This window comes from Bacillus sp. FSL R12-0074 (assembly GCF_038005725.1).
GTDB classification, from domain to species: domain Bacteria; phylum Bacillota; class Bacilli; order Bacillales; family Bacillaceae_G; genus Bacillus_A; species Bacillus_A mycoides.
The window spans coordinates 1649482-1666432 of sequence record NZ_JBBOTR010000001.1; the positions used below are offsets into that span (position 1 = coordinate 1649482).

The 16951-nt window shown below is 33.3% G+C and carries 21 protein-coding genes and 3 pseudogenes; 17 read left to right on the forward strand and 7 right to left on the reverse strand.

Annotated features, from left to right (window positions below; genetic code table 11):
* The 4 genes from NSS97_RS08575 to NSS97_RS08590 all read right to left on the reverse strand — a co-directional run bounded on the left by NSS97_RS08575 (position 1) and on the right by NSS97_RS08590 (position 2584).
* Entirely contained in the window at positions 1 to 450 is a 450-nt protein-coding gene (locus tag NSS97_RS08575) for an ArsR/SmtB family transcription factor (protein WP_000461279.1), read from the reverse strand.
* Between the two features lie 128 nt (positions 451 to 578).
* Complete coding sequence (locus tag NSS97_RS08580) at positions 579 to 1802, reverse strand: MFS transporter (protein WP_107887786.1); 1224 nt, start codon at positions 1800 to 1802, stop codon at positions 579 to 581.
* A 5-nt stretch (positions 1803 to 1807) separates the two neighbouring features.
* Positions 1808 to 2275 (reverse strand): VOC family protein, encoded by a 468-nt coding sequence (locus NSS97_RS08585; RefSeq protein ID WP_044441406.1) that lies wholly within the window; start codon positions 2273 to 2275, stop codon positions 1808 to 1810.
* Positions 2276 to 2467: 192 nt separating this feature from the next.
* The gene (locus NSS97_RS08590; protein WP_000007805.1) at positions 2468 to 2584 is read right to left on the reverse strand and encodes a YjcZ family sporulation protein; all 117 of its coding nucleotides are present in this window, start codon (positions 2582 to 2584) and stop codon (positions 2468 to 2470) included.
* A 304-nt stretch (positions 2585 to 2888) separates the two neighbouring features.
* On the opposite strand from NSS97_RS08590, the gene NSS97_RS08595 reads away from it, so the two are divergent.
* Together NSS97_RS08595 and hfq are read left to right on the forward strand one after the other, a co-directional pair.
* On the forward strand, positions 2889 to 3107 hold the full coding sequence (locus NSS97_RS08595) for a Spo0E family sporulation regulatory protein-aspartic acid phosphatase (protein WP_107887785.1): 219 nt from the start codon (positions 2889 to 2891) through the stop codon (positions 3105 to 3107).
* Positions 3108 to 3161: 54 nt separating this feature from the next.
* Positions 3162 to 3350 carry an RNA chaperone Hfq gene (hfq, locus tag NSS97_RS08600; protein ID WP_002012071.1) on the forward strand — a complete coding sequence of 63 codons (189 nt, stop codon included), beginning with the start codon at positions 3162 to 3164 and terminating at the stop codon, positions 3348 to 3350.
* 38 nt (positions 3351 to 3388) lie between these two features.
* Here the strand turns inward: hfq and NSS97_RS08605 are convergent, their stop codons facing one another.
* Positions 3389 to 3991, reverse strand: a complete 603-nt coding sequence (locus tag NSS97_RS08605) for an HD domain-containing protein (protein ID WP_341112182.1) — start codon at positions 3989 to 3991, stop codon at positions 3389 to 3391.
* Between the two features lie 171 nt (positions 3992 to 4162).
* Between NSS97_RS08605 and NSS97_RS08610 the strand changes: the two genes are divergently transcribed.
* The 5 genes and pseudogenes from NSS97_RS08610 to NSS97_RS08630 form a co-directional block, all read left to right on the forward strand.
* On the forward strand, positions 4163 to 4996 hold the full coding sequence (locus NSS97_RS08610; RefSeq protein WP_341112184.1) for a flagellar motor protein MotP: 834 nt from the start codon (positions 4163 to 4165) through the stop codon (positions 4994 to 4996).
* A 19-nt stretch (positions 4997 to 5015) separates the two neighbouring features.
* Positions 5016 to 5693 (forward strand): OmpA family protein, encoded by a 678-nt coding sequence (locus NSS97_RS08615; protein ID WP_044441413.1) that lies wholly within the window; start codon positions 5016 to 5018, stop codon positions 5691 to 5693.
* Positions 5694 to 5844: 151 nt separating this feature from the next.
* Positions 5845 to 6213 carry a response regulator gene (locus tag NSS97_RS08620; RefSeq protein ID WP_000940577.1) on the forward strand — a complete coding sequence of 123 codons (369 nt, stop codon included), beginning with the start codon at positions 5845 to 5847 and terminating at the stop codon, positions 6211 to 6213.
* A gap of 128 nt (positions 6214 to 6341) precedes the next feature.
* Positions 6342 to 8330 carry a chemotaxis protein CheA gene (locus NSS97_RS08625; protein ID WP_341112187.1) on the forward strand — a complete coding sequence of 663 codons (1989 nt, stop codon included), beginning with the start codon at positions 6342 to 6344 and terminating at the stop codon, positions 8328 to 8330.
* A 335-nt stretch (positions 8331 to 8665) separates the two neighbouring features.
* Positions 8666 to 8941 (forward strand): annotated as a pseudogene (locus NSS97_RS08630) (chemotaxis protein CheC); the annotation flags it as partial.
* Here the strand turns inward: NSS97_RS08630 and NSS97_RS08635 are convergent.
* Together NSS97_RS08635 and NSS97_RS08640 are read right to left on the reverse strand one after the other, a co-directional pair.
* Positions 8941 to 9228 (reverse strand): annotated as a pseudogene (locus tag NSS97_RS08635) (chemotaxis protein CheR); the annotation flags it as partial. The pseudogenes NSS97_RS08630 and NSS97_RS08635 overlap by 1 nt on opposite strands.
* A 39-nt stretch (positions 9229 to 9267) precedes the next feature.
* On the reverse strand, positions 9268 to 9765 hold the full coding sequence (locus NSS97_RS08640) for a flagellar motor switch protein FliG (protein ID WP_107887781.1): 498 nt from the start codon (positions 9763 to 9765) through the stop codon (positions 9268 to 9270).
* Positions 9766 to 9908: 143 nt separating this feature from the next.
* On the opposite strand from NSS97_RS08640, the gene NSS97_RS08645 reads away from it, so the two are divergent.
* The 10 genes and pseudogenes from NSS97_RS08645 to fliE all read left to right on the forward strand — a co-directional run bounded on the left by NSS97_RS08645 (position 9909) and on the right by fliE (position 16945).
* Positions 9909 to 10373, forward strand: coding sequence for a DUF327 family protein (locus tag NSS97_RS08645; RefSeq protein WP_107887780.1), 465 nt, complete (start codon positions 9909 to 9911; stop codon positions 10371 to 10373).
* A gap of 16 nt (positions 10374 to 10389) precedes the next feature.
* Positions 10390 to 10842 carry a hypothetical protein gene (locus tag NSS97_RS08650; protein ID WP_002193155.1) on the forward strand — a complete coding sequence of 151 codons (453 nt, stop codon included), beginning with the start codon at positions 10390 to 10392 and terminating at the stop codon, positions 10840 to 10842.
* Positions 10843 to 10859: 17 nt separating this feature from the next.
* Positions 10860 to 12158, forward strand: coding sequence for a flagellar hook-associated protein FlgK (gene flgK, locus NSS97_RS08655; protein ID WP_107887779.1), 1299 nt, complete (start codon positions 10860 to 10862; stop codon positions 12156 to 12158).
* A gap of 346 nt (positions 12159 to 12504) precedes the next feature.
* On the forward strand, positions 12505 to 13368 hold the full coding sequence (locus NSS97_RS08660) for a flagellar hook-associated protein 3 (RefSeq protein WP_107887778.1): 864 nt from the start codon (positions 12505 to 12507) through the stop codon (positions 13366 to 13368).
* Positions 13369 to 13384: 16 nt separating this feature from the next.
* A pseudogene (locus NSS97_RS08665) lies at positions 13385 to 14754 on the forward strand (flagellar hook-associated protein 2).
* Positions 14755 to 14776: 22 nt separating this feature from the next.
* Positions 14777 to 15145 (forward strand): flagellar protein FliS, encoded by a 369-nt coding sequence (locus NSS97_RS08670; protein WP_107887777.1) that lies wholly within the window; start codon positions 14777 to 14779, stop codon positions 15143 to 15145.
* Entirely contained in the window at positions 15135 to 15407 is a 273-nt protein-coding gene (locus NSS97_RS08675; RefSeq protein WP_002201054.1) for a hypothetical protein, read from the forward strand. Before NSS97_RS08670 ends, NSS97_RS08675 begins: the two co-directional genes overlap by 11 nt.
* A gap of 386 nt (positions 15408 to 15793) precedes the next feature.
* Positions 15794 to 16201 carry a flagellar basal body rod protein FlgB gene (flgB, locus tag NSS97_RS08680; protein ID WP_002117928.1) on the forward strand — a complete coding sequence of 136 codons (408 nt, stop codon included), beginning with the start codon at positions 15794 to 15796 and terminating at the stop codon, positions 16199 to 16201.
* Between the two features lie 20 nt (positions 16202 to 16221).
* The gene (gene flgC, locus NSS97_RS08685; protein WP_107887776.1) at positions 16222 to 16635 is read left to right on the forward strand and encodes a flagellar basal body rod protein FlgC; all 414 of its coding nucleotides are present in this window, start codon (positions 16222 to 16224) and stop codon (positions 16633 to 16635) included.
* A 10-nt stretch (positions 16636 to 16645) separates the two neighbouring features.
* Entirely contained in the window at positions 16646 to 16945 is a 300-nt protein-coding gene (gene fliE, locus NSS97_RS08690; RefSeq protein WP_341112202.1) for a flagellar hook-basal body complex protein FliE, read from the forward strand.
* Positions 16946 to 16951 lie beyond the last annotated feature (6 nt).

Consider the following 16951-nt stretch of genomic DNA (forward strand, 5'->3'; position numbering starts at 1 on the left):
TCATTGTTTTTTTATCCGGCAGGAAATAGCGTATTCTTCTTCTGAGGCTGATTGACGAGCGGTTTTGCTTTCCCAGCGTAATAAAACTTGTGAGATTTCCCAAGTGAGTTGTTGTAATTCCTCTGGAGTTAAAAATAAATGAGATACAATATGGCTCCCTGTATTTGTTCCTTCAGTGCCTGCTTCTTCAATATAGAAGTGAGCAGATTTTGCTTTATAGTACTTTTCAATAATCCCCCGTTTTTCCTTTGTATCTACTAATTCAAGTAAGCCTCCGTCAAATAAAATTTGGATGTGATAGTGAACGCTACCAGCAGATTTATTTAGTTTAGTAGATACTTGTTTTGCAGTGAGTGTTTCGTCTTTTAAAAGGTGAAGAATTTGAATGCGAGTTGCATTGGAAATTAGCTTTTGTTGTTCTGCTGAAATGGTAAGTCGATCTTCAAACATTTTGTTAGCTCCTTTCTTATAATCTAAATTTATTGTACGTTCTAAAAAATTAGATTGTAAGAGAAATAAATCGCCTTTTTCTTGTGAATTTCGACATAAATAAAAATGGCATGTACATATACATGCCATTAAGTGATAGTAGATTCTTCACTAAGCTCCCCATGATAAAACAAGAAAAGCCATATAAAACTAACAAAAATACAGCATAGAGCTAACAAGCTACCAATCACTTGAGGAGAAAGGATTTCTAAAAGCCACCCTGTAATAAACATAGATAACTGAATAAGCGATCCGTAGATGGAATAATGAAATGAAAAAACTTTACCAATCATGTTTTCTTGCGTATACGTTTGTAGTAATGTCGTATCAAGTGGAACGATGATTCCTCCTGCTATACGCATACAGAGTAATGTAATGATACCGATAATAAGTTGATCGGATAGAATGAATCCGAGAAAGAAAATTCCTTGTAGTAAATAGGCCCAACCAAATGCTCTTTTCATTTTGTCTTCATTTTTAGACATATAAAGATTAACGAGGAGACTGCCAATCATAAGTCCAGCCCCTTGAACCGCATATAAAATACCAATGTTAGTGTGGAAGATTCTTTCGGCATAGATTGTTAGAAGTAACTGATAGGCACCTCCAATAATGCCCCATGAAATGCCGACAAGAATTAATGTTAAAATAATTTTGCTTTGTAATATGTATGTATAACCATCTTTTATATCAGTGAAAAACGCTTTTTTCGTGCTAAAAGTGTCACGAGAAGGGATCTTTATTTTATAAATAATATAGGCTGAAATAAAGTATGATAGGCTATTAATAAAAAAGGCAATCTCGATACTTAAAGATTGTGCAATGAGCCCACCTAAAGAAGCTCCCATAATAGACATAAAACCATTGATTGTACTAGAAAGAGAGTTAGCGGTTACAAAATGCTTTTGATGTACGATATTTTTTAGAGTTGATTGCTTAGCAGGCTCGAATAAGCAAGAGAGTACTGCTAAGCATATATTAGAAACGAAAATAATTTCAATTTTGTAGAATGCTAATAAATAAGTGAGGACGATAATTCCTCGTAAAATATCGGTAAAAATCATAATTTTCTTTTTTGAAAAACGGTCTACAAGTCCGCCTATGAATGGGATCAGAAGAAGTTGAGGTAACCCTTTGCTCATAAAGGTGAGTGCTAACATAAATGAAGATTCTGTTATGCTATAGACGAGTGTTAATAAAGCGACAGTATAAAACCAATCCCCAAGTACACTTAATGTTTGACCATAAAATAGTTTTTTAAAGTTTTTATTTGTTCTAAGAAGTGTGGAATAAGAAACTGATTGCACTGACATAAAAATTAATCCCTATCTATTGGCGATGTTTGTACATGCTTTTTCCATTCAATTAAATACATTTTCTCTGCTTTAGGTAGTCCAACAGGTAATTGTGCAATGAATTCTAAACTATTTCCATCAGGATCGTTAAAATATACGGAGGCGTGTGCTAATTCTGGAAAAACGATTGGCTCAATTGGCTCCATTCCAAAGTCTTTTCGCGCTGGAATTCCTTTCTGTTTGAGCCAGTGTATTGCGTTTTCTAAATCGTGTAAGCTTACTTGGAAAGCGATATGTCGTAAGGATGGATGATAATTGACTTTGTATTCTTTTCCTTCCCAAAGACCAATCCAACTTTCATTTTCTACAAACCAAAAGAAGGCGATATCGTTGTCTCTTTTATATAATTTTAACCCCAGTGATTCATAAAAAGGTATCGAAATTTCTAAATTACAGACAGGTAAATGTGCTTCATAAAGACCTTTAATCATTATAATCCTCCTTAGTAAAAATGTTTCTTATTCCATAGTAAACGATTTCTTGTTAGTTGAAATCACAAAAAAGATGGACATAAATTCATACGAAAGTATGAAAAAACAGCTCAAATATGAGCTGTTTTCGTATAGTTTTTAGTTAACCTATTTCATTCATTTAGAGTTTAGCGAAAAGGATACGTATTATATTTAAAACCCTCCGCCGCCACCCCAACAGCTACATCCGATAATGATTAGAAGGATGAATAGCACGATGAGTAAAGCAAATCCACCGCCGAAACCAGCGCAACTACCACCAAAGCTCATGTTTTTTCCTCCTTTTTAGGAAATTAATCTATATAACTAATGGATTACTTTATAAGATATGTTTTTATTTAGAAAAGGAGCAAGTCTTACTTCTAATTAGACAAGAGCCTGTGATCGGATTTAAATGTGATATTTACTTTGTTTCATAGCGCTTTTTTAAAAATGGTAAAACAATATGGAAGTGTATACTAGGTGAATGTATTGCAAATGAAAGGGGTATGTAACTTACAATTACATTAAAATTTCTTTTCATAAATATAAAATTTGTAAAAAAAGCCATTTTTTTATTTTTTTATGAGTGGAAATGTACTATAATTTTACAAGTAATATTATGGGAAAAAGGAGTTTTAGTATAGAGATGGAGATGGGACAATTACACAATAAAATAGAACACAAAAAGAAAGAGTTAATTCAACTTGTTGCTAGGCATGGATTAGATCATAATAAAGTTTTGTTATTTAGTCGAGATTTAGATATACTAATTAATAAGTTTATGAATATAAAAGACAAAGTATATAAGTGATTAATCTTTATTTTTTTATATTAGGATTATTTATTTGTAAAGGGGAAAACAGTTATGGAACATTTACAAGAAGAGTTGTATAAACAAATAAAAGAAGAAAAAGGTGCAGTTACTATATTTTTAAAGAGCGGAGTAAGAATAGTAGGGGAAGTAGTTGGAGTAGATAGATTTACAGTATTAATATTAGTAGATGGAAAACAACAACTTATTTATAAGCAGGCAATATCAACAATTATGAAATAAGACACTCATTTTGAGTGTCTTATTTCATAATTAAATGGTTACTGTTTGCATGCTTCAACGTCAATGCCGGCAGCGAGTAATTTTTTTTCTCCGTCTTGTTCAATGATTTTTTGTAATTTAGATAAGAAAGAGTCAAAATCTGTATGTTTACCAACTTGGAAAGTCATTTTATGCTCAATTGGTAGCCAAGTATCAATATCAGCTTCGTTATGCTGAATTTTCACTTCAAGTTTATCAAGTGCGTTAGCAACTTTTGCTTCATACGTTTCTTTCGCTTCGAACTCCATCCATAAATCGTATGATTCTTCACCAAGAGGACCTTTTAATGTACGTTTAATATTTAAAATGGCCTCTAGCTCATTTTTCTGTTTTTGCAATTGTAATTCACGGCTATTCATCGTGTCGAAGGCGGGGATGTCACCAGCTTCTGCTTCAACAAGGTCGTGAATAATAACCATTTTAAGTAATTTTTCTATATTTACTTTTTGATCCAAATAAGGCTCAACTAAGATAGCCATTAGGGACATACGCCACGTATGTTCAGCAACACTTTCTTGACGTCCGTTAGAAAGCCAACTATGTCGCATTTCATATTTTAGTTTTTCTGCTAATGCAATGACTTGCAAAATGTTATGTTCCATCGAGATCCTCCTCATATTTCCATACTATAATTCTAATGTGGAAATGAAATGTGTCAATTTTATGAGTATATTGCGATAAATAGATGATAAGCGTATAATGAATGTTATATGTAAAAACGCATTATTAAAATAAAAAAATGTTTTATAAAAATGACAAGGAAGGGAAGGAATATGGGAGATAAAAATCAAGTATTAGCTAGACCACAAAGAAAAAAAAGGAAGTTTGAAATTTCTAGCCCAATTGGCATTATAGTAGGTTTTGCGATTGTAATAGCGGCAATCATGTTTGGCGGTGGTGGAATAAAAGGGTTTAAAAATTTCTTAGATGTTTCATCTATTTTAATTGTCGTAGGGGGAACAACAGCGACAATCGTTGTGGCATATAGATTTGGAGAAATAAAAAAATATATGAAAAGTATTTTTACTGTTTTACATAGAAGAGAAGAAGATTTAGAACAGTTAACGGATTTGTTCGTTGATTTTTCGAAAAAATCGAAAAAATATGGATTGCTTTCATTAGAAGTTGATGGAGAGCAAGTAGACAATCCTTTTATTCAAAAGGGAATTCGTTTAATGTTAAGCGGCTATGATGAAGCGGAATTAAAAGAAGTGTTAATGAAAGATGTTGAAACTGAAGTGTATGAGTTAAGAAAAGGAGCGACATTATTAGATAAGATTGGTGATTTCGCTCCAGCATGGGGCATGATAGGAACGTTAATCGGTCTTATTATTATGTTGCAAAACTTACAAGATACTTCACAAATTGGTACAGGGATGGCCGTTGCAATGTTGACAACATTATATGGATCTATTATTGCAAATATGATTGCAATACCGCTATCTGAAAAAGTGTATCGTGGTATTGAAGATTTGTATACAGAGAAGAAGTTTGTAATAGAAGCAATTTCAGAGCTGTACCGAGGACAAATTCCTTCCAAATTAAAGTTAAAACTTGATACATACGTATATGAAACGAAGATAAAAAAAGAAAAACGAGCAGCCTAGTAGTTTGAGGAGTGGTATGATGAGTAAGCGACCGGAAAAAGGATCGCCTCGTTGGATGACGACTTTTACTGATTTAATGATGTTATTGCTAACTTTCTTTGTATTACTAGTTGCGACTTCAAAGCAAGATACAGTAAAATTATCAAAGATGCTTGAAAAGTTTAGTGACGCGGAGCAAGTAAATGCAAAAGCAATGGAAAATACAATACCAGATATTTCACATGAAAAAAATGATGAAAAAGCAGTTTCAAAAAAGCGCATGGATGAATTGTATAAAAAGTTAAAAGCATATGTGGATAATAATGGTGTTAGTCAAGTGAATGTATATCGAGAAGATACAGGTGTTAGCATCGTTATAGTAGACAATTTAATATTCGATACGGGTGATGCGAATGTTAAGGTGGAAGCGAAAGAAGTAATTAGTCAATTAGTAGGGTTCTTCCAATCGGTACCAAATCCAATTGTTGTAGAAGGACATACGGATAGCAGACCGATTCATAATGAAAAATTCCCTTCCAACTGGGAATTATCTTCAGCGCGTGCAGCTAATATGATTCATCATTTAATTGAAGTGTATAATGTGGATGATAAAAGATTAGCAGCGGTAGGATATGCAGACACAAAACCAGTAGCGCCAAATGATTCACCACAAAATTGGGAGAAGAACCGCCGCGTTGTAATATATATTAAGGAATAATATATTTCTATTTTAGTAATAAAATAATAGAAATACAGAAATTCTTTTAAAAAAATATTAAATTTTATCATTTTATTTTGTATAATGAGTGAGAATGATAAGGTGAAATATTAAGATATTTTTATACATAGTAAGGAGAGAACCGAAAAGAATGGCACATAAAATTTTAGTTGTAGATGATGCGATGTTCATGCGAACAATGATTAAAAACTTGTTAAAAAGTAATTCTGAATTTGAAGTTATCGGTGAAGCAGAGAATGGCGTAGAAGCGATTCAAAAGTATAAAGAGCTTCAACCTGATATTGTAACACTAGATATTACGATGCCTGAAATGGACGGACTTGAAGCATTAAAAGAAATTATGAAAATTGATTCGAGTGCAAAGGTTGTCATTTGTTCCGCAATGGGACAACAAGGTATGGTGTTAGATGCGATTAAGGGCGGGGCAAAAGACTTTATTGTAAAGCCATTCCAAGCGGATCGTGTTATTGAAGCTTTAACAAAAGTAGCAAACAGCTAATATAAGGGGTGCCACAAGGAATCAAAACAATGATAGTAGATAGATATGTGGCCCCCCTTTTTTCTTGTTTTAAAACACTAAATTGTTATACATAAATGAAATGTTTGTTAGACAGGTAGGGGATTAAAATGCAAACAGATCTATTAAATATATTTTTTGAAGAAGCAGAAGAACATTTACAGTCGCTAAATGAAAATGTGCTAAATTTAGAACGCAATCCTGCCGATATGGGTGTTGTAGGAGAAATATTCCGCTCAGCTCATACATTTAAAGGTATGTCTGCGAGTATGGAATTTACAGAAATGGCGGATTTAACGCATAAAATGGAAAGTGTTTTAGACGAAATCCGTCACGGAAATATGATGGTGAATGCTAATATTATTGATGTTATTTTTGAATGTATTGATAATTTAGAAAATATGGTTACAGATGTGCAGCAAGGCGGAATGGGTAATATAGATGTTGTATCAACGAAACTTAAATTAGAAGCATTATTGAATGGCAATGTAGAAGCTTCTATGGAAAATGTAGAGCAAAGTAGTATAAATAATGATGATACAGTTTCTCATGAAGTATATATAACTGTTGAACAACAAGCTATTTTAAAAGCGGTACGTGCCATTATGTGTATTGAAGCGTTACAAAATTTAGGTAATATACAAAAAACGGTTCCAAGCATTGAAGAAATTGAAGCGGATGCTTTTGGATTTGAGTTTACAGTATATATGAATACTGATCATAGTGTTGAAGAATTGAAACGAGTAGTGCTTCATGTTTCTGAAATTGAGAAAGTAGAAGTGAAGCAAGGTAGTCATAAAGTACAAGAAGTCGTACAGGTGGAAGAAACGATTCCACAGGTTGAAACCAGACAGCTGAAGTCACCTTTAGAACTGCCAATTCAACCGGTGAGCAATACGTCAACTAAGAGTACTACAAAAACGAAAAATGCTAAAGTGGAGAATCGTTCTATTCGTGTTCAGTTAGAAAAAATCGAAACATTAATGAATATGTTTGAAGAAAGTGTAATTGAGCGTGGGCGAATTGATGAATTAGCAGAAACGATTCAAAATAAGGAGTTAATCGAGCATTTAAATCGATTAGGGGATATTTCAAAAGATATTCAAAATGTACTATTAAATATGCGTATGGTACCAATTGAAACAGTTTTCAATCGTTTCCCGCGTATGGTGCGCATGTTAGCGAAAGATTTAAGGGAAAAAATCGATTTACAAATTACAGGTGAAGATACTGAAGTTGATAAAATAGTTATTGATGAAATTGGTGATTCACTCGTTCATTTAATTCGCAATGCAATTGATCATGGGATCGAGACTGTTGAAAAACGCCGTGATGCCGGCAAAAATGAAACAGGTACTATTAAATTAGAAGCGTTCCATAGTGGAAATCATGTCGTAATTCAAATTACTGATGATGGAAACGGTATTTATAAAGAGAAAGTATTAGAAAAAGCGATTAAAAATGGTGTTATAACAGAAGCAGAGGCAAATAAATTAACGGATCGTGAAGTGTATGATCTTATTTTCCAACCAGGATTTAGTACAGCTGAAGTTGTGTCTGATCTTTCTGGACGTGGTGTTGGATTAGATGTTGTTAAACATACGATTCATAGTTTAGGTGGGCATTTAATTATTGATTCTGAAGAAGGAAAGGGAAGTACATTCAGAATTGAACTTCCGTTAACATTGTCTATTATTCAATCAATGCTTGTTCAAACAAATGATACGCGTTATGCGTTGCCTCTCGGTAATATAGTCGAAGCGATTCGAATTCAAAAGGAAGACATTCAATCATTACAAGGAAAAGACGTTTTAAATTATCGCAATCAAATTATTGAAGTAAAACATTTAAACAATGTATTTGGTGAAAAAACAGTAGAGGATGCGTTTGCATCATATGATAGTCAAATGGTTCCTGTATTAATTGTTCGTAATTCACGTCGTAGCTATGGACTTATTGTCAACACAATTATCGGTCAAAGAGAAATAGTCTTAAAGTCATTAGGCGACTTCTTTGCAGAGAGCTCTAACTGTTTCTCTGGTGCGACAATTCTCGGTGATGGACGAGTGGTCCTCATTTTAAACCCAGAAGGTTTATAATAGGAATGAAGGAAGCTCCCCACTTGTATACAATTGGGGAGCTTTTTGGTTAGAACTATTCATTAAGTGTGTGACAACTGTCGTTTGCAAATATTGTGGGAATAATACGTTTGATAAATATAACGAGTGTAATAGACAGTTTATCCCACTATTTGTGGGCAGTAAAACCCCCACCTCAAAATTCGGTTGGAACAAAGAAGTTAGGTGGGAGCTCTGCTGCCCGTAAACGCCTGATTGGTGAGGGCTGATAATCAGTGGGGGAGGAACAAAACCCCACTGATTAAAGTTTCACTTTATATCGTTGAAAGAAAAACAGAAATGGGGAGGCAGGGAAAATGCCTGAGCAACACACAAAAGGGAATACGAGCACGATTGTGCTCGAAAAAGAAAATGAGCATTTAACGCCTCAAGAATGCGATATTCTTGGCGAGATTGCAAATATATCATTTGGTTCAGCTTCGACTGTATTATCAACAATCTTAAATAGGCAAGTAAACATTACTGCTCCTCGTATAGAATTGGTAGATTTATATGATACAAGCGATGTTGAAGTTCCACATGTTGTGTTAAATATTCATTTTACAAAAGGATTAGATATGGAAAATCTTCTATTTTGTTCAAGTAGCTTTGGTAGAGCTTTTGTCTCTAATGTTTGCCAGCGTTCTTTATTTCTGAAAAACTCTGAAACGTTAATCGTAATGTAGTCAATAAAACTTAAAAATAATGTTTGATCAGTGCGTAAATTGTTTAAAAAGCTTGTATAATTGTCAAAACCTTTTCTTGAAATGAACGCATCGATTCTTCTGTGCATTCTATCTTGCTTATAGGAAGCGATATCCATATTAAATAGCTGTTTAAAACTCGTAATAAAATGATTATAATCTTGTTCAGTTTTCATATTTACAATAGGCACAATAACGATATTGTGCCTCCCCCTTTACATCATACGAATTTTTTGTTCAAAGCTTTTTTTCATCTGCTTTTCATGTAAGCCTGGTAAATCATAAATAACGGCGTCAATTCCTGCATCTTTTGCAATGTCAACAGGAATGACAGACGTATGTTTATCCCTATTATAAAAACAGAGAACTAAATCAGTATCTTCGACAATTTGTTTTACAAAAAACATATAATCTGATCGATAAATGGAGTCGGAAGGATGATCAAAAGCAATATATTCAGCTCCGTGTTTTTTTAAATAATCAACGACTTCTTGAAATTCGTCTGTTAATACATGTAACGGTTGTAGCGTATAAAAGCATAAATTTTGAGCGAGTCTTTCATTTTCAATGAAAAAACGAAGAACTTCATTTTCAATAGATTTATAACATAATATGTAAATTTTATGTTTGTGAGCATAGTCAATTAAAATTTTTTTTATTTCTTCTTGATCTAATGCTGTTAATTGATTTGAACCACAAAGAAAAATATTCATAGATTCGTGCCACCTCATGCTAAATTGTAACATATCTTCTATAAAAAATAACTGCAAAATATGAGTGTTCAGAGTATAATTATAAATAACTGGATTTTACGATTAAGTTTTGAAAGAAATAAAAAAATAAATAGGTGATATATATGCTACGTTCTATCTCGCATAATCCAATTTTATCGCATATAACGCCTGCTACTCAAATGCCGAAAGAAGCAAATGTCAGGACAGGACTTGCATTTTCGGATAATTTGCATGCAGATCCGAAAAAAGATAAATTGTTAGAACAAATGGAAGCGCTAGTTGATAATATTGGGGAAATTAAAGAGAAAATTGAATTAGAGTTAACGCTCGATAATGTTATGGAATACAAAAATACTGTGAAATCATTTTTGAATTTTTACGTTGATAACTTACTGCAATATAAAGATGTTATGTCTCGTCATCCACGTTATGGATATTCGCAGAAAATGACAATTGTAAAACAAGCTGAAGTGGGATTAAATGAAATGGAAGATGTTATGAATTTAATTAATACGAAAACAGGGCATTTAGAAATGTTAAATCAAATTGGAGAAATTCATGGTTTAATTGTAAATTTAGTCTTGTAAAAGGGAAGGAAGCTATATGTACATACAATTATATGAAAAGCTTGTTATCATTCAAAAAGCATATGAAAATATTCAAACGCTTGGAGAACAAATATATGAGAATTTAAAACATAAAAATGTAAATGCAGTTCAAAAGCTGCAAGTGGAACAATTGCAGTACATAGAAGGTGTAAAAGGATTATCTCGCTCTTTTGAGGAGATGGTTGTTCAGTTTTGTGAAGAAAAGAAAGTCGAACAATTGCGTATGCGTTCGCTATTTTCGTATTTTTCACCGGAAGAAATTGAAAAAATGGAAGAATTACAAAAAAGTTTAAATGAATTAGAAGGAAATGTAAAAATGATTCTTTTGAAAAATCAATATTACTTAAACGTACTATTAAAAACTACAGAGAGTATTGTGGATTCCGTTTCTGAATACAATTTGGAGAAAAACAATAATTCGCAAATCTTTATGAATGAACTATTGTAAAGGAGAAGTGAAGCATTATGAGGTTATCCGATTATAATACACCGCTATCTGGTATGCTAGCGGCCCAAATGGGATTACAAACGACGAAACAAAACTTATCTAATATTCATACACCTGGCTATGTGCGTCAAGCCGTGAATTTAGGTTCTGTAGGAGCAAGTAACGGTCATACGCCAGGACAGAGAATTGGTTTGGGTGTACAAACATTAGGTGTTGACCGAATTACTGATGAAGTGAAAACGAAGCAATTTAATGATCAGTTGTCACAGTTCTCTTACTACGCATATATGAATTCTACTTTATCACGAGTAGAGTCTATGGTAGGAACTACAGGAAAGAATTCATTATCTAGTTTAATGGATGGTTTTTTTAATGCTTTTCGTGAAGTTGCGAAAAATCCAGAACAATCAAACTACTACGATACATTAGTTGCTGAAACTGGAAAGTTCACAAGTCAAATAAATCGTCTTGCGAAAAACCTAGATACAGCGGAAGTACAGACGAAAGAAGATATTGAAGCGCATGTCAATGAATTTAATCGTCTTGGTGCTAGTTTAGCAGAAGCGAATAAAAAAATTGGACAGGCAGGAACACAAGTACCTAATCAACTATTAGATGAACGTGATCGCATTATTACAGAGATGTCTAAATATGCCAATATAGAAGTGTCTTATGAATCTATGAATCCTAATATCTCGAGTATTAGAATTAATGGTGTTTTAACCGTAAATGGACAAGACACATACCCACTTCAATTAAATAAGGGGAACGAACCGATGACTGTTTCGATTTATGGATCGGATATTCCTTTAACAGGTGGAGCCATTCAATCAGCAATAGATACGAAAGGGAAGATTGCTAGTTATAAGAAAAATATTGAAGACTTAATGAGTTCTGTGAAAAATCAAGTGAATACAGTGATGGGAAAAGATTTCTTCGTTGGAGATCAGGCGAAAGATATTCAGTTAAATCCTGAATTCGCAAAAGATGTTTCAAAAATGAAAATTTCTGCTGAAACAGCAAATAAACTGGCAGGAATTACAGATGGAGATTATAAAGAAGGTCTTTCTTATAAACAAGCGTTAGACCAATTCATCGTTGGTGTAGCTTCTGATAAAAGTGCAGTGAATGCTTATCAAAATATTCATAAAGACTTATTAGAAGGTATTCAGCAAGAAAAGATGAGTATAGAAGGCGTCAATATGGAAGAGGAAATGGTTAATTTAATGGCCTTCCAGAAATATTTTGTCGCAAACTCTAAAGCTATTACGACGATGAATGAAGTATTTGATAGTTTGTTTTCGATTATTAGATAAAACGTAATAAAAAAGAAAAAGCTTTTTTTATGCTGGAAGAGAGGGTCTAGCATAGTGTGGAAGCGGACAGAGCCTTTTAGTGGACCGAGCGATATGAGACCAGAGATATGAAGTGGTTGTGGGATAAGTTAGGTTAGAGAACAGCCGTGTCAAATAGAAACGAAGCCCCTTTTTTATGTGTAGAGAGAGGATCCGGTATAGTGTGGAAGCGGATAGAGCCTTTTAGTGGGCCAATCCGCGTTAGATCAGAGATATGAAATGGTTGAAGGCTAGGGAAGAAACTAACAGTACATAGTTGCAGTTGCTTCTCTAGCCCAGTCAAATATAGATAAAGGAGAAGATAGGGATGAGAGTATCTACATTTCAAAATGCAAACTGGGCAAAGAATCAGATGATGGATTTGAATGTGCAACAGCAATACCACCGAAATCAAGTAACTTCTGGGAAGAAAAACCTTCTTATGAGTGAAGATCCACTTGCGGCAAGCAAATCATTTGCGATTCAGCATTCTTTAGCAAATATTGAACAAATGCAAAAGGATATAGCGGATTCTAGAAATGTGTTAAGTCAAACGGAAAATACATTACAAGGTATTGTGAAATCTTTAACGAGAGTAGATCAATTAACTTTGCAAGCGGTAAACGGGACGAATAGTCCTAATGAATTAAAAGCAAGCGCTGCAGAAATTGATCAGCTTTTAAGACAAGTGGTGTATTTAGCGAATAAACAAGAACAAGGGCGATATATTTTTGGTGGAGATAGTGCTTCAAAACCACCATTTGCAGAAGAAGGTACATATCAAGGTGGGGAAAATGACGTTACCTGGAAATTAAATGATGGATATGAACTCAAAATGTTTCGTAATGGAAAAGATTTATTGGAACCCGTAATTAAAACGTTAACAAAAATAAGAGATGCTATGCAAAAAGGAGACCAAGATGCACTGGAATCTGTAATGGGAGAAAATAAAAAAAGTTTAGATAATATATTGAATCGTACGACTGAAGTAGGTTCAATATTAAATACAGTGGACACATTTAAGACGATATTAAGTGAACAAAATCTAGCTCTTCAAGAAAATAGAAAAGAGATAGAAGATGTAGATTTAGCGGTAGCAATTTCAGATTTAGCTTATATAAATGCGACGTATGAGGCAACATTAAAAGCGGTTAGTACAATGAGTAAGACAAGTATTTTAGATTATATGTAGAAAAGGAGTGAAAAGCTTGGGGACTTCAGTATCAAATTTAGGTGGAAGACAGCAAATATGGAATCTTGGTAACAATATTATTGATAACTCTAATCTAGTAAATTTAGAATTGCAGGCTTTAGAAATGAAAAAAACACCTTACAATAATCAAAAACAAACCTTAGCTACGGAACGAAATGTATATGCGAGTATGAAAAAAGAATTCGGTAGTTTTATGCAAGTATTCAAGGATATGTATGCGTTTAAAGGGAATGAGAAGAAAGCAGGGGTGTCTAAAGAGGGATTTATTAATGTTCAAGCTGATGCTTCCGCAATTGCAGGAACGTATACGATTAATGTTAAAAAAGTAGCGGAAAGACATCAGATTACAACTACACTCATAGATAAATCTGATTCTGAAAATCCTAAAAATATAATCGACTTGGATTCGGAAATTGGAAAAGATGCTACATTTCGTATTAACGATAAAGAAGTTAAGCTTACTAAAGAGATGACATATAAGGATTTTGTTAATAAAATGAATAATGGAAATTATGGAGTGTCTGTATATTCATTAGGTGGACAGTTGTTTTTCACATCAACTACTGCTGGGAAAAATGGAGAAATTAAATTAGTTGATGGTGAAGGTGGAATATTAAAAGACATTGGATTGGTAACTTCGGAAATGATAGATGGAAAAAATGTAATTGCCAAACAAGTAACAGCGCCTCGAAATGCCGAATTTACAATTAATGGTATGACTGATAGCAGTCCCTCTAATAAAATTGATACAATTCCAGGATTAACTATTGATTTGGAAAAGGAAACGACTGAACCAATTAAGGTTACGATTGAAGATTCAAACATTAAAGAATCAATCAATATGATAAAAAAAATGAGAGATCAATATAATAAGGCTGTTTCAACGCTCGATTTATTTGCCGGCGAAAATGGAGCTATGCAAGGTAATAATATTGCATTTTCTATTAGTAATACTATGGCTAATGTATTTAGACACAAACAAGATGATAAATTTATGTTTTCATTTGGAATTGAAGTCGATAAGACTGGAAAAATGGTTCTCGATGAAGAAAAGCTAAGTAAGGCTTTTAAGGAGAATCCAGAAACTGCAAAACAGTTCTTCTTTGGCTTTAATGGACTAGGGCATGAGATAGAAAAAAACTAGATGGTATTTTAGGAGATGAAGGTGTAATAGGGCAGAGGTCAAAAAGTATAGAGGGGCAAATAAAAGAGCTAGATAAAAAAATTGATGCAATAGATAAGCTGAATAAACAAAAACAAGAGACCATTATTGATAAATATTCAAAGTTAGAACAACAGTTATCGATGTTAGATCAGCAACTAAAAACAATTAAAGCAATGACAAAGCAAAAAAGTGATGATTAATGAAAGTTAAGGACGTGATCGTATGCAAGCATGGCAACGCTATATGCAAAATGATATTATGACGAGTAATCCAATTAAAAATACAATTTTTATTTATGAAAGATGTATCGTTGAGTTTCGTAATTTAGAAGAGCTTTTAAATACTTTTAAACTACAAGAAGGAGATGCACTTCTTGAAAAATTAGAACGTATTTTTGAAGAGTTAAAGCTTCAATTAAATCCTGAGATTACTAAAGATTTATATGATAGTCTATTCGGTTTATACGATTGTATTAGTATTCAAATTCAGACGATGAAAGTAACGCGTGAAGCAAAAGACATTGATGCGATTGTACAAGTGTTACAAGATTTAATAGACGGTTACCGTGGAGCACTTGAAAATGAACAATGATATTTATCGAGCGTTTGTCGGCTGCTTTAATGAAATCGGTGAATTGCAAGTGTCAGATGAAGAATTTGCTGAGAAAAGTGCTATGTTAAATCGCTGGATGATGACCTTGGATGAAAAGACGAGAGCAGATGTTGCAGCGGAAGTGAGTCCATTAATAATAAAGGCAGCTCAACATATTCGAGATAAGCAAAAAATCTTGGAAGAAATGATTATGACAAATGATGGACGAATGAAAGCTAATTCGTTTTACGGTAAATATTAATTGTAAAGTATGGAAACGGGTTCTCTTTATTACAAGGGGGATCCATTCCGTTGTTTAAATAAAGGCGTTCCGCTCATTGAGGTTTCACTTTATGACTGTAATGAAAAAACAGAAATAATATAAAAAATAAAAAAATGAACTTTTTTTATTTTTCTTATATTGAAATGTTATATAGATTACTAAGTGAATACAGTTTTTTTTATTCTTTTATATATTTTTGTATTTTTCTAAAGACAACAATGGGAAAATGGAATAAAATATGAAAGGGTACATAAGAGGTAATATTTTAATAAATACATATAAGGAAATAAATAATAAAGTGAAACTTCCATCAGTGGATGATCATGCCATAAGCGAGCATGATGGAGTAAAGAAGGGTGTGGAATATGCCGGACTTAGTTAGTGATGTTAGTCATTATATGAATTATTTAGTAACGAAGCGAAATACTGTTTCTAGTAATATTGCAAATGCGAATACACCGGGGTTTAAAGCACAAGATGTAACATTTGCTGAACAAATGAATATGAATAATCCACTATTCAAAAAAAATGCTGCGGATTTAAAGAGTAATTCAGACTTATATCAAACGAATGAAATGCACTTGCCGACAGCGAATACGAAAAATACATATGCAAAGATTCAAACGAAATCAATGCAAACGAATAAAGATGGAAATAGTGTGGATGTAACGACAGAAATGCTAGATTTAATGAAAACAAACCAATTATATGGTATCTCAATTAATGCGATTAATACGCAATACGCAATTAACCAAGCAGCACGTGGACGTTAAGAGTAGAAGGGGAGACAACGATGTTCCAAGCAATTAATGCAAGTGGCTCAGCGCTAACTACAGCGAGAAAATGGATGGAAGTTACTTCTAACAATATCGTAAATACGAATACGACGGGAGCGCCAGACGCAGAGCCGTATCACCGCCGAAGTGTGGTGCTAGAATCAAATAATAATTTTGCAAATATGCTACAGGGAGCTCCTGCTAACGGAGTGAAAATAAAAAGTATTGAAACAGATCGAAATGAAAATCTAGTATATGATCCAACACATCCACATGCAAATGAAGAAGGCTATGTACGTTATCCGAACATTGGTGTGACAGCTGAGATGACGAATGTAATGGTTGCTCAAAAAATGTATGAAGCAAATACAAGTGTATTAAATGCGAACAAAAAAATGCTCGATAAAGATTTAGAAATCGGCCGAGGATAAGAGGGAAAATATGAAAATCCAACCAATGTTAAATGCCCAGCCATTTGGAGCGATTCAGCCAATTGGTGCACCGAAAACTTCACAAACATCTGTAGTTGAAGGCAAAAAGTTTATTGATTTATTGGAATATATGAATCTAACGCAAAATAATGCACAAACAGCAGTATATGATTTACTGACGAAAGGGGTAGGAGAAACGCATGATGTTTTAATTCAGCAGAAGAAAGCTGAATCACAAATGAAAACGGCTGCTCTTGTACGAGATAATCTTATTGAGAATTATAAGTCACTAATTAATATGCAAATTTAGGAAAAT